General features: G+C 67.1%; 12 protein-coding genes. 6 read left to right on the top strand and 6 right to left on the bottom strand.

The genetic code is table 11. The features are described from left to right. Positions 1–37 precede the first annotated feature (37 nt). The 3 genes from I3K84_RS01020 to I3K84_RS01010 form a co-directional block, all read right to left on the bottom strand. Positions 38–1351: an HD-GYP domain-containing protein gene (locus I3K84_RS01020; protein WP_196995331.1), complete on the bottom strand. Its 1314-nt coding sequence runs from the start codon at positions 1349–1351 to the stop codon at positions 38–40. 152 nt (positions 1352–1503) lie between these two features. After that, positions 1504–2142: a 3-oxoacid CoA-transferase subunit B gene (locus tag I3K84_RS01015; protein WP_011805210.1), complete on the bottom strand. Its 639-nt coding sequence runs from the start codon at positions 2140–2142 to the stop codon at positions 1504–1506. A 3-nt stretch (positions 2143–2145) separates the two neighbouring features. Next, positions 2146–2853, bottom strand: coding sequence for a CoA transferase subunit A (locus I3K84_RS01010; RefSeq protein WP_011805209.1), 708 nt, complete (start codon positions 2851–2853; stop codon positions 2146–2148). 82 nt (positions 2854–2935) lie between these two features. Here I3K84_RS01010 and I3K84_RS01005 point away from each other — a divergent pair, with 82 nt between their 5' ends. Then, a complete protein-coding gene (locus tag I3K84_RS01005) occupies positions 2936–3481 on the top strand; it encodes a PAS and helix-turn-helix domain-containing protein (protein ID WP_088886809.1) in 546 nt (181 codons plus the stop codon). A gap of 119 nt (positions 3482–3600) precedes the next feature. Here the strand turns inward: I3K84_RS01005 and I3K84_RS01000 are convergent, their stop codons facing one another. Then, complete coding sequence (locus tag I3K84_RS01000) at positions 3601–4881, bottom strand: NAD(P)/FAD-dependent oxidoreductase (RefSeq protein ID WP_015913295.1); 1281 nt, start codon at positions 4879–4881, stop codon at positions 3601–3603. Between the two features lie 175 nt (positions 4882–5056). Between I3K84_RS01000 and I3K84_RS00995 the strand changes: the two genes are divergently transcribed. From I3K84_RS00995 to I3K84_RS00985, 3 genes are all read left to right on the top strand, one after another. Beyond that, complete coding sequence (locus I3K84_RS00995; RefSeq protein ID WP_015913294.1) at positions 5057–6508, top strand: catalase; 1452 nt, start codon at positions 5057–5059, stop codon at positions 6506–6508. Positions 6509–6614: 106 nt separating this feature from the next. Then, the gene (locus I3K84_RS00990) at positions 6615–7298 is read left to right on the top strand and encodes a tRNA-uridine aminocarboxypropyltransferase (protein WP_196995330.1); all 684 of its coding nucleotides are present in this window, start codon (positions 6615–6617) and stop codon (positions 7296–7298) included. Positions 7299–7315: 17 nt separating this feature from the next. Next, positions 7316–7897: a peroxidase-related enzyme gene (locus tag I3K84_RS00985; RefSeq protein WP_015913292.1), complete on the top strand. Its 582-nt coding sequence runs from the start codon at positions 7316–7318 to the stop codon at positions 7895–7897. A 63-nt stretch (positions 7898–7960) separates the two neighbouring features. On the opposite strand, the gene I3K84_RS00980 is transcribed toward I3K84_RS00985, so the two are convergent. Further along, positions 7961–9613, bottom strand: a complete 1653-nt coding sequence (locus I3K84_RS00980) for a phosphoethanolamine transferase (RefSeq protein WP_196996049.1) — start codon at positions 9611–9613, stop codon at positions 7961–7963. 163 nt (positions 9614–9776) lie between these two features. Further along, positions 9777–10445 (bottom strand): phosphatase PAP2 family protein, encoded by a 669-nt coding sequence (locus tag I3K84_RS00975; RefSeq protein WP_231403382.1) that lies wholly within the window; start codon positions 10443–10445, stop codon positions 9777–9779. Positions 10446–10621: 176 nt separating this feature from the next. Between I3K84_RS00975 and I3K84_RS00970 the strand changes: the two genes are divergently transcribed. Beyond that, positions 10622–11302, top strand: a complete 681-nt coding sequence (locus tag I3K84_RS00970) for a response regulator transcription factor (protein ID WP_135149063.1) — start codon at positions 10622–10624, stop codon at positions 11300–11302. Then, positions 11299–12657 (top strand): HAMP domain-containing sensor histidine kinase, encoded by a 1359-nt coding sequence (locus I3K84_RS00965; RefSeq protein WP_196995328.1) that lies wholly within the window; start codon positions 11299–11301, stop codon positions 12655–12657. The genes I3K84_RS00970 and I3K84_RS00965 overlap by 4 nt, the downstream gene beginning before the upstream one ends. Positions 12658–12692: the final 35 nt, after the last annotated feature.

The raw sequence follows: 12692 nt of genomic DNA, 5'->3' as shown, positions 1-12692 counted from the left end.
CTAGCGTCTGATCCGGCGGTGCGTCAGGGAGCGAATCTCAGCGCTGCGCCAAGCGCACCGCGCAGGCATCGCGCCACTGCACGACCGCCTGGTCGCCCGCCTGCGGGCTGTGCTCCAGCGTGAGCCAGCGGCTGTGGGTGGCATCCACGATGCCCTGCAGCTGCCACAGGGCTTCCCGCCCCAGCAGGGCCAGTTCGGCCAGGCCTTGTTCATCGCCCTGCAGGTACTGCAGGGCCTCGGCCTGCTGCTGGGGATGGGAGCCGGCCTCGAACAGGGTTTTTTGCAGCGCGGAAAGCCGCTGCTCCACGAAGGCGCAGGCCTCGGATTCCGCAGCCTCTGGCGGCAGCCCGGCACGGCGGGTGTCCCAGTCGCCGAAGGCCGTGGACAACTGCTCAATCAGCCGCTCCACATCTGCCGGCGTGACCTGTACATCGGTTTGCACGGCGCGGATCTGCAGCACGGGCAGCAGACAGGCGATGAGCGCTGCGGGGAACTTGCGGTGGTTCAGGCGCAGCGTGAGCGACAGGCGCTGGGCCGCAGCCTCGTTGGCGTATTTCTCGAAGAAGGCGGCCACCACCTCGGCCACCATCAGGATCTGCCCCATGAGCGAGATCTGGTCCCCCTGCAGGCCGCGCGGATAACCGCTGCCATCCATGCATTCATGGTGTTCCAGCACGGCCTGCTCCACCACGCGCGGGAACATGTTCTGCCCCCGGATGATCAACATGGCCGTGATGGGGTGCGCCATGAGCTGCTGGCGCCCGACGGCCGTCATCTTGTTGGCCGGGTCGTGCCAGACGGGGTCCATGTGCAGCACGCCGATGTCGTGCAGCAGCGCCGCCGTCGCCAGAGGCACGCATTCGCGGTCGCTCCAGCCGCTCTTGATGCCCAGGTACACGGCCGCCAGCATCATGCGCACGCTGTGCTCGAACAGCGCTGGATGCTGCTCGCGCATGACGGTGAGCTTGAAGGCCAGCGACGGCGGCAGCAGCAAGGCGCGCACGGGCGCGAGCAGCTTCTCGGCGGTCATGCCCTCCAGCGTGTGCACCAGCAGATAGGCCAGCGTGTCGTGCTCGCACTGCGACGCGGCCAGCTGCACGATGGACTGCACGCTGACCATGTCGTCCATGGCCAGATGCTCGTCGATGCTGCCGCGCAGCTTGTGCTTGACCAAGCGGTCGTAGAGCCGGCTGTCCACGCGCGCGCCCTTGTCCACCAGCTTGATGCCCCGATCGGTGTAGAGCGCTTCCTGCGTGACCACGGTGCGGCGATCGGCCATGTCGGTGATGGCACGCAGGTAATGGCTGTCTCCGTCGGCAAAAGCCGCGGGGCTGAGGTCGGGTGCGTTCATGCGCAGACGAAATGTTAAAAAATGTCACGCGCACTATACGGCGCTTTGCCTTGCGCAAAAAGACAAAAAAGCCGGGTGATCCCACCCGGCCCGTAGTTTTGGCCCCGCGCCCCCGCCGTGCATGCGCATGGCGGCCTGGCGGGTGCCTGCCTTCAGCGCAGCAGCGGCACGCCGGTCTTGGACTGGATGTCCTCGAAGCTCACGCCCGGCGCCAACTCCACCAGCTTCAGGCCTTCGGGGGTGACGTCCATCACGCCCAGGTCGGTGATGATGCGGTCCACCACGCCCACGCCCGTCAGCGGCAGCGTGCAGGCCGGCAGGATCTTCAGGTCGGTGGTGCCGTCCTTCTTGCGCGCCACATGCTCCATGAGCACGATCACGCGCTTGACACCGGCCACCAGGTCCATGGCGCCGCCCATGCCCTTGACCATCTTGCCGGGGATCATCCAGTTGGCCAGGTCGCCCTTCTCGCTGACCTGCATGGCGCCCAGGATGGACAGGTTGATCTTGCCGCCGCGGATCATCGCGAACGACTGGTCCGAACTGAAGATGGACGAACCGGGGATGGTGGTGACGGTCTGCTTGCCGGCGTTGATGAGGTCGGCATCCACCTTGTCCTCGGTGGGAAAGGCACCGATGCCCAGCATGCCGTTCTCCGACTGCAGCCACACCTCTTTATCGCCGGTGAAGTTGGCCACCAGCGTGGGAATGCCTATCCCTAAGTTGACGTAGAAGCCGTCTTCGAGTTCTTGCGCGGCGCGGGCCGCCATCTGGTCTTGGGTCCACGGCATGGTTCAGGCTCCTGCTTTCTCGGTGATGGTGCGCTTCTCGATGCGCTTCTCGGGGTTCGGGTTGTGCACGATGCGGTGCACGTAGATGCCGGGCAGGTGGATCTGGTCGGGGTCCAGGGCGCCCGTCTCCACCACCTCCTCCACCTCGACGATGCACAGCTTGCCCGCCATGGCGGCGGCCGGGTTGAAGTTGCGTGCCGTCAGGCGGAACTGCAGATTGCCCGACTTGTCGGCCCGCTGCGCCTTGACCAGCGAAACCTGCGGCACCAGCGAGCGCTCCATCACGTAGGTCTCGCCGTCGAACTCGCGCAGCTCCTTGCCCTCGGCCACGATGGTGCCCACGCCGGTTTTGGTGAAGAAGGCCGGGATGCCCGCGCCGCCGGCGCGCAGCTTCTCGGCCAGCGTGCCCTGCGGGGTGAACTCCAGCTCCAGCTCGCCCGCGAGGTACTGGCGCTCGAATTCCTTGTTCTCGCCCACGTAGGAGCTGATCATCTTCTTGATCTGGCGCGTCTCCAGCAGCTTGCCCAGGCCGAAGCCGTCAACGCCCGCGTTGTTGGAAATCACCGTGAGGTCCTTCACGCCGCTGGCCTGCAGCGCATCGATCAAGGCCTCTGGAATGCCGCACAGGCCGAAACCGCCAACGGCCATCAGCTGGCCATCGGCCACGACGCCCTTGAGCGCTTCGGCCGCCGAGGGGTAAAGCTTGTTCACTACAGTCTCCTGGTTTGCTGGGTGGATACGCTACGATACTACGTAGTTTTTTAAGTAGTTTTCCCTAAAGACTTGCACCACTATGAATGTTGCCGACTACCGCTTGGCCTTCGAGATGGCACCCGTGGGCCTGGTGATTTCGCGCAACCGCACCATGGTGGATTGCAACCGACATGTGTGCGAGATGTTCGGCGCCTCGCGCGAACTGCTCATCGGCCAGTCGTTCCAGATCCTCTACCCCAGCCCGGACGAATATGAGCGGCTGGGCGCACGCATGGCGCCCATCCTGAACGCACGCGGCCACTATGCCGACAACCGCATCATGAAGCGCGCCAACGGCGAAACCTTCTGGTGCCACGTGTCCGGTCGCGCGCTGGATCGCAACGATCCGCACGCCTCGGGCATCTGGAGCTTCGAGGACCTGAGCGCGCAGCGCCCCGTGCGCGCCGAGCTGACGGCGCGCGAACGCGAGGTGGCCGCGCGGCTGCTGGACGGCATGACCTCCAAGGAGATCGGCCGCGCGCTGGACATCAGCCACCGCACGGTGGAGATCTACCGCGCGCGGCTCATGCGCAAGTACGGCGCGTCCACGGCCGCGGACCTGGTGCAGAAGCTGTTGGCGGGATAAGTCATCAAAAAAGTGAGCTGTTGGCGCTTGCTAATCAAGCAGTTCAAGGCGTTTATTGCCTGAAATCCAATCGCAGCAAGCGCTGCCAGCTATGGTTTTTGAAGCCGCCGTCGCGCCGGTCAGTGCAGTTTGAGCCGCCCCGACACGCGTTGCTGCAGCAGCCGCGCCAGCGCCAGCACCGCCGTCTTGCCCAGGCCCAGGATGGCGCGGTGGTGCATCAGGTGCAGCGACATGTACATCCACTTGGCGATCAGCCCTTCCACGAAGAAGTTGCGCCCCGCCAGGCCGCCCATCAGGTTGCCCACGCCCTTGTTCTCGCCCAGCGACACGAGTGAGCCGAAGTCGCGGTAGACGAAGGGCTGCGTCACCTCGCGCTCGCGCAGCAGCGCCAGCAGCACGCGCGCCAGGTAGTCGGCCTGCTGGTGCGCGGCCTGCGCGCGTGCCGGCACCATGCGCCCGCCCTCCCACACGCAGGCCGCGCAGTCGCCCAGGGCCAGCACGTCAGGGGCCGAGGTGCGCAGCCGCTCGTCCACCACGAACTGGTTGAGCCGGTTCACTTCCAGGCCCAGCGCGGCGTTGGCGTCCGCGGCCTTGATGCCCGCGGCCCAGACCATCATCTCGGCCGCGATCTCTCCGGCCGAGGTGACCAGCACGCCCGGGCGCAGCTCCAGCACACGTGTGCCCGTCATCACCCGCACCTGCTTGCGGCGCAGGGCCACGGCGGCCTGGGCAGAGATGCGCTCGGGCAGGCCGCCCAGAATGCGGTCGCCCGCCTCCACCAGCGTCACGTCCAGCCGAAAACGCTGGCTGCTGCCCAGGCTCTCCAGCAGTTCGGCATGGGCTTCCAGCAGCTCGGCGGACAGCTCCACCCCCGTGGCGCCCGCGCCCACGATGGCGATGGACAGGGCGCGCTTGTCCGTGAACGATGCCCGCGCGCAGGCGCTCAGCCAGTCGGCATGAAAGCGCTGCGCATCGCGCACGTTTTCCAGCAGATAGGCGTGTTCGATGCCCGGCGTGCCAAAGGCGTTGGAGCCGCTGCCCAGCGCCAGCACCAAACGCGTGAAGCTCAGCGTGCGCGCGGGCACCACCTCCTCGCCATGTGCATTGCGCTGAGGGGCCAGGGCGATGGTCTTGCGCGCGGCGTCCAGCCCGGCCAGTTCGCCCATGGTGAAGCTGAAATGGTTGCGCCGTGCGAGCACGGGGTACGACAGACCCTCCTGATGGGCGTCTAGCGTCCCGGCCGCGACTTCGTGCAGCGTGGGCTTCCAGATGTGGAACGCAAAGCGGTCCACCAGCAGCACCCGCTCACGCCCTTGGCGCGGCCCCAGCGCGCGGCCCAGGCGCGCAGCCAGTTCCAGGCCGCCGGCCCCACCCCCCACGATCACGATGTCGTAATGCATGTCAAACCTTCTTCCAGGTTACCGCTCTACAGTGTAGGCAAGCCTGCGCCTATTGCCGCGTTGCGGAAATTCAATGGGTTTTGGCTTGCCCTTTAAATAGATTAGAACAATAATTCTTCAAAACAAATAGTTCGTATCTATTTAACCCTGTAGCAGTCCAGAAAGGAGCTCTCCCATGACCCATCGCCTCACTACCGCCGCCGGCGCACCCGTGGCCAATAACCAGGATTCCCTGACCGCCGGCCCGCGCGGCCCCATGCTCCTGCAAGACCTGTGGCACCTGGAAAAGCTCGCCCACTTCCACCGCGAGGTGATCCCCGAGCGGCGCATGCACGCCAAGGGCTCGGGCGCCTTCGGCACCTTCACCGTGACGGGCGACATCACCCGCTACACCCGCGCCAAGGTGTTCTCGGCGATCGGCAAGCAGACCGAGTTGTTCGCGCGCTTTTCCACCGTGGCCGGTGAGCGCGGCGCGGCCGACGCCGAGCGTGACATCCGCGGCTTCGCCGTGAAGATGTACACCGAGGAAGGCAACTGGGATCTGGTGGGCAACAACACGCCGGTCTTCTTCTTCCGCGACCCTCTCAAGTTCCCCGACCTGAACAAGGCCGTCAAGCGCGACCCCTACACCAACATGCGCAGCGCCGAGAGCAACTGGGACTTCTGGACCGGCCTGCCTGAGGCGCTGCACCAGATCACCATCGTGATGAGCGACCGCGGCATTCCGCGCGGCTACCGCCACATGCACGGCTTCGGCTCGCACACCTACAGCCTCATTAACCACGCGGGCGAGCGCCACTACGTGAAGTTCCACTGGGTCTGCCAGCAGGGCATCGAGAACCTGTCCGACCAGGAAGCCGCCGCCGTGGTCGCCCATGACCGCGAAAGCAGCCAGCGCGACCTGCTGCAAGCCATCGACCGCGGCGACTTTCCGAAGTGGAAGCTGTGCGTGCAGATCATGACCGAGGAAGAGGCGCAGACCTACCGCTTCCACCCCTTCGACCTGACCAAGGTGTGGAGCAAGAAGGACTTCCCGCTGATCGAAGTCGGCGTGATGGAGCTGAACCGCAACCCCGACAACTACTACGCCGACGTGGAGCAGGCCTCGTTCGCGCCCAGCAACCTGGTGCCCGGCATCGGCCCGTCGCCCGACCGCATGCTGCAGTCGCGCCTGTTCTCGTACGCCGACGCCGCGCGCTACCGCCTGGGTGTGAACCACCACCAGATCCCGGTGAACGCCGCGCGCTGCCCGGTCAACATCTACCACCGCGACGGCGCCATGCGTGTGGACGGCAATGCCGGCCGCACCATTGCGTACGAACCCAACACCCAGGGTGCGTGGCAGGAGCAGCCCGCGTACGCCGAACCGGTGGAAAAGCTCTACGGCGACGCCAGCCGCTGGAACTACCGCGAGGACGACGATGACTACTTCACCCAGCCCGGCGACCTGTTCCGCCTGATGACGCCGGAGAAGCAGCGCCTGCTGTGCGAGAACACCGCGCGCAACATCAACGGCGTGTCGCAGCACATCATTGACCGCCACATCGCGCACTGCACCCAGGCCGACCCGGCCTACGGCGCCGGCGTGAAGGCTGCCCTGGAAGCCGTGCGCGCCGGCACGCTGTAATAAGCACCGCCGCCGCCCTGCCCAGGCCCGCACCCGGGCCTGGCATCAAAATACCGCCCAGCCCTTACCCGACAAGCGCTGGGCGCTTCTGTTTTTGACAACCCCGATGCCCTCCTGCACCCACCTGCCCCGCCGGCCCGTATGCCCCCGCTGCCAGCGCCCCGCCGCAGCCTGCATCTGCGCCGCCGTGCGGCCCGTGGCGCACCAAGTGCAAGTACTGATCCTCATGCACCCGCTGGAGCAGCACCAGGCCAAGGGCACGGCACGGCTGCTGCACCTGTGCCTGACGGGCAGCCGCATCGTGGTGGGCGAAACGTTCGGCGACGCTGCCTTGGCGCAGGAAATCAACGCCCCCTGGGTTGATGGCGACCGGCAGGCACCGCGCCGCGCAGTGCTGTTGTACCCGCCCACGCCGCCCGACCCGCAGCACCCCATGCTGCCCGCACCGCCGCTGTCGACCGACTGGCTGGCAGCGCCCGAACGGCTGCGCCTGGTGGTGCTGGACGGTACCTGGCGCAAGAGCCGCAGGATGCTGTGGGCCAACCCTGCGTTGCAGGCCCTGCCGCGCCTGGCCCTGCAGCAGGTACCGCCCACGCGTTACGCCGTGCGCAAGGCGCACGCGCCGCACCAGCTCAGCACGCTGGAGGCCGCGCAGTGCGCACTGCAGCAACTGGAACCCGCCAACCCGCACATCGCCGCACTGGGTCAGGCCATGGACGCATTGATGGCGCTGCTGTGCTCGCGCGAAGGTGCAGCACGCTCGGCTATGCTCGGACCAGACCTTTCATAAAAAATCAGGAGACACCCATGGCCGAGCGCTATCCCTTCCCCGACCTGAACACATTGCCCGAGGACATCCGCGCCCGCATCCTGGAGGTGCAGGAAAAGGCCGGGTTCATCCCCAACGTGTTCCTGGCGTTCGCCCGCCGCCCGGCCGAATGGCGCGCGTTCTTCGCCTACCACGATGCGCTGATGCTGAAGGAAGAAGGCAGCCTCACCAAGGGCGAGCGCGAGATGATCGTCACCACCACCAGCGCCGCCAACCAGTGCCTGTACTGCGTGGTGGCACACGGGGCCATCCTGCGCATCTACGAGAAGAAGCCGCTGGTGGCCGACCAGGTAGCGGTGAACCACCGCAAGGCCGACATTCCGCCGCGCCAGAAGGCCATGCTCGACTTCGCCATGAAGGTCTGCCAGCGCGCGCACGAGATCGAGGACGCCGACTTCGAGGCGCTGTACCCCCACGGCTTTGACGATGAGGACATCTGGGACATCGCCGCCATCACCGCGTTCTTCGGCCTGTCCAACCGCATGGCCAGCTTTGCCGGCATGCAGCCCAATCCCGAGTTCTACCTGATGGGCCGCCTGCCGCGCGAGAAGAAGGCCTGAGCGCCAAGATGCTCTTAAAACAATAGCTGCTCGCGCTTTATAGATAAGCGCTGGCTGCTGTTTTTATTTGGATGCCAATACGGTGCTCCGGCAGCCGCTGAAGGCATCCAGCGGGCGCTGGTAGGAAGGCGACTGCACGTCCAGCAGGCCCAGCACGGTGTGGTAGAGGTTGTCGTGCGTCAACGGCGCATCGCCGCTGGCACGCAGGCAGTCGGCCGACAGCCCGCCACGGCGCAGGAAGGAGGTGTCCATCCACGCCACCATGGGCACGTGCTTTTGCATGTCGGGCGCCACGCCGTAGGGCATGCCGTGCAGGAACAACCCGTACTCGCCCAGCGACTCGCCATGGTCGCTCAGGTACAGCAGAGCCGTGTCGTACTTGGCGCTCTGGCCACGCAGCCAGTCGATGGTCTTGCCCAGGAAGGCGTCCGTTGCGGCGATGGAGTTGTCGTAGGCGTTCACCAGTTCGCCGTGGGTGCAGTCGGCCAGCACTTCCGTGCGGCATTCGGGCATGAAGCGCTTGCCTGCATCGGCCGAGCGCTTGTAGTAGGCCGGCCCATGGCTGCCCATCTGGTGCAGCACCAGCAGCACGCCGCGCTCGCGCTGCGCCGCAGGCAAGGCGGCCAGGCGCGCATCCAGGTTGTGCAGCATGGCCTCGTCGCGGCATTCTCCGCCATCGCACAACTGCTTGCGCGCCTCGGCATCCAGGCCTTCGGCGGCCGATGCGTGCGGCACGCGGTCGCACACGCCCTTGCAGCCGGACTGGTTGTCCAGCCACAGCACGCCCATACCCGCGGCCTGCGCCACGTCCAGCAGGTTCTCGTAGTCGTTGTCACGCGACTCGAATGCACTCTTGCCCAGTGGCGAGAACATGCAAGGCAGCGACGCCAGCGTGCTGGTGCCGCACGAGCGCACCTCGCGCCAGCTCATCACGTTGCGTTTGGTCAGTTCCGGCGTGGTGTCGCGGCCATAGCCGTTGATGCCGAAATGGTCCGCGCGCGCCGTCTCGCCCACCACCAGCACGAACAGCGTGGGCCGCGCCCCGGCCGCATAGCTGGCGCCCAGCGCGGCGCCCTGGGTCATCGGCACCAGCGTGCGGCTGCGCGCGAACACCGGTCGCAGTGCCGACACGGAGGTGGAGTACAGGCTGGCCAAGGGGTTCATCAGGTAGCGCAGGTGCGGGTGGTTGCGCATCAGCGGCGCTAGGTCCCGCGACATGGCCGCCACCGTGCCGGCGGCCAGGCCCAGCGCCAGCACCAGCAGCGCCAGGTTGCGGCCCACCTGGCGCAGCGGCCGCATGGCGGGAATACGCACACGCAGCAACCACCAGGAGGGAAGCGCCGCGACGGCCAGCACCGCAGCCAGCATGCGCAGGCTCAGCAGATCGGCCACCTCGCGCGCATCCGTCTGCAGCACGTTGGCGGCCATGCTGGGGTCCATGACCACGCTGTAGGTCAGCATGTAGTACTGCGACAGCGCGGCCACCATGACCACCAGCCACCACAGCAGCTTCATGCCGCGCGTCCAGGCGGTGAATGCCAGGATGGCCACCGTGCCGCACGCCGTCAGCACGGCCAAGGCAGCCGCTGAACGCAGGTACAGGCTGGGCGCGCCGCCAATGCGCGTGATCTGCAGCCACAGCGGCCAGTTGGCCGCCAGTACCAGGTACAGCGACAGGCGCACCACCACCTGCTGCGCCGACAGCGGGGTGGTCATCCAGCCATCCAGCCGGCGCAACGCACCACGCAAGAGGCCTTCGTCGGCAGGGCTGGAAGATGACACAAGCGGCACGGAGGCCGAGGAGGCAGAGGCAATGGAGGCGCGCGAAGACATGCCGCCATCGTGGAACCTGCCACTGAAGCCAAGCTGAAGACGCCGCTCAGGCTTCGTTCAGCTTTGTATCTGCCGCTACTCCCAGGCGCACGTGCAGCTGCGCCAGACTTTCCCACGCAAGGCCCACGGTCCAGCAGGACCAGGCGGACCACAGAGTGTGGCTCATGAAATGTGCACCGCGCATCTGCTGGGCCCAGCCCAGTGCCAGCCCAGCCATCAGAGCGCCGGGCAGCCAGAGGCGCGCCACGTTCGGCGCCGCGCGGCGCAGTACGAACCAGCCCGCTACAAAACCAAACGCGGCCGAGGCATGCCCTGCAGGGAAGCAGTGCCCCGGCCCCAGGTCGCGCACGCCCCACACCCAGTGCGAGATGTACTGCGCCACCCCGCCGAACTCGGCCAGATCCCAGGGACAGCTGGTGGTGTTCAGGCGCTTGAACACCGAAACCGCCAGCATTGCACCGATGACGGACAGCACCAGTTGCGCGCGCTGCGCCGGCGCCATGACGCGCAGGAATCCCCAGGGCCGCCACACCCCCACCGCCAGTGCGGCCAGCAGCGCACCGCTGGCATAGCGCGGACCCTCATGCGTCAGCAGGGCAAAGGTGTGGTGGTCACGCCAGGCAAAGCCCTGCGCCCCCCCAAACAGGCGGGCCAATGGCAGATCCAGGCCCGAAGCGTCCCACAAGACGAGCAACAGGAAAAGCAACAACGTCACCGCATAAAGGCGGCGCAAATTCCAGAAGGGCATGGCAAGGAATGGCGGCACAACACCGCCATGGGCAGAAAACGGCACCCCGTCAGGCTACGCCCGCGGCCTGAATGCACCATGAACACCAGACCGCCCGCACAGCGCCCTACACTTTCGGCCTCACCCACCTTAGAGAAATTTGCATGCGCGTGCTGCTGGTAGAAGACGACGAAGCCCTGTCCGAGGCCGTGTGCGGCTATCTGCGCGCCAAGGCCTTCGTGGTCGATGCCGTTCCCAGCCTGGCGCAGGCCGGCACCGCCCTGCGCGCGGCCCAGTACGCCGCGGTACTGCTGGACCTGCACCTGGCCGACGGGGATGGCCTGAGCCTGCTGCCGCAGATCCGTGCCCTCAAGGACCGGCCCATCGTCATCGTGCTGACGGCGCGCGACCAGGTCAGCGACCGCATCGCCGGCCTGGACGCGGGAGCGGACGACTACCTCGTCAAGCCCTACGACCCCGGTGAACTGCTGGCCCGCCTGCGCGCGGTGGAACGCCGCCGCAACGCCGCCTATGTACCGGTATTGGCGCTGGGCGACCTGCAGATCGACCTGTCGCGTGAGCAGGTGCGCCGCGCCGGGGTGCCGATCGCGCTCACGCAGAAGGAATGGGCGCTGCTGCGCGTGATGGCAACCCGCCCCGAGCGCATCCACACGCGCGAAAGCCTGCAGGACGCGCTGTATGGCTTTGACGACGAGGCCGACAGCAACACGCTGGAGGTGTTCATCAGCCGGCTGCGGCGCAAGCTGGGGCGCGAACACATCGAGACCCTGCGCGGGTTGGGCTACCGCCTCGTGCACCGTCCTGACGAAGGCGCAACGGCATGAGGGCGCACCTGCGCGGACCATTGCGCACGCAGACCCTTGCGGGGCGACTGACGCGCAGCCTGATCCTCTGGGTGGGCGGCGTGTGGCTGCTGTGCGTGCTGGGCGTGGTGTGGTACACGGACCGCGAAATCAGTTACAACTTCGACAGCGAATTGGTCGAGGTCTCACACCGTTTCTTCGATATTGCCCTGGACCACCTGGACGCGGCCGGCCCGCGCGACGCGACCGAGGGGCCGCTGGTCCTGCCCTCTCCGGGATCGTTTGCCGATGCCGACCTGCTCTACCAGATCGTCGCGCCCGACACGCGCGTGCTGGCGCGGTCGGCCGAGGCCCAGCCCGAGCAGTTCGACGTACCGCTGGCGCCGGGCTTCGCGAACACGCACGGATGGCGTGTCTACACCCTGTCGCACCCCACTCGCCCCCTCTTCATGCAGGTGGCCGACCCGCTGCACGAGCGGCGCGAGGCGGTGAACCGCACCCTGGTCGGCCTGGGCATCGTCATGGTGGCCATGCTGCCCCTGCTGGCGCTGCTGCTGCGGCGCATCGCACGGCGCGAATTGCAGGTGCTGGACGCTCTCACGCACGAGATCAGCCTGCGCGACGGGCAGCAGCTCACCCCGATCGCCCTGCCCGGCCTGCCGCGTGAACTGCGCAGCGTGGAAGACCATGTAAACCGGTTGCTGGACCGCCTGTCCCGCGCGTTGGACGTGGAGCGCGCCCTGGCCGCCAACGCCGCGCACGAACTGCGCACGCCGCTCACCGCGGCCCGTCTGCGGTTACAGACCGCGCTGGAACATGGCCTGCACCGTGACGATGTGCAGGCCGCCATCGCCGCGCTGCAAACGCTGAGCCGCCGCACCGAAAAGCTGCTGCAGCTGTCGCGCGCCGAGTCCAGTGCTCCCTATACCCGGGAGCCCGTGGACCTGGCCCAACTGGCCACCACGGTGGCGCAGGAGTTTTGGCAGGATGATCGCGCCGCCGACCGGCTGGACCTGGTGACCGCCTACGAAGGGCCTGCGCCCGTGGCGCGGGGCGACTTCGACGCCCTGGCCATTGCCCTGCGCAACCTGCTGGAGAACGCACTGAGCTATGCCGGTGACAGCGCGGTGGAACTCATCGTGGGCCCTGGCTGCGCCATCGCCGTGCGCGACCACGGCCCGGGTGTGAGCAGCGACCGCCTGCAGACCCTGCAGCAGCGCCATGTGCGCCAGAGCGCGGACCGCACGGGGTATGGACTGGGTCTGTCCATCGTCGCGACCATTGCGGCCAAGCACGATGCCCAGCTACAACTCACGTCACCCCTGGCTGGCGAGGCTGGCGGGTTCGAGGCGCGGCTGTTGCTGACGCCCAGGTAAGCCAGCCGTTGCCCTTACGCCAGCGCCAGGCCCCG

Source organism: Diaphorobacter sp. JS3051, assembly GCF_015832135.1.
Classification (GTDB): Bacteria; Pseudomonadota; Gammaproteobacteria; order Burkholderiales; family Burkholderiaceae_C; genus Diaphorobacter; species Diaphorobacter nitroreducens.
The sequence above is the reverse complement of the archived record's forward strand: the minus strand, read 5'-3'. Positions and strand labels throughout refer to the sequence as shown.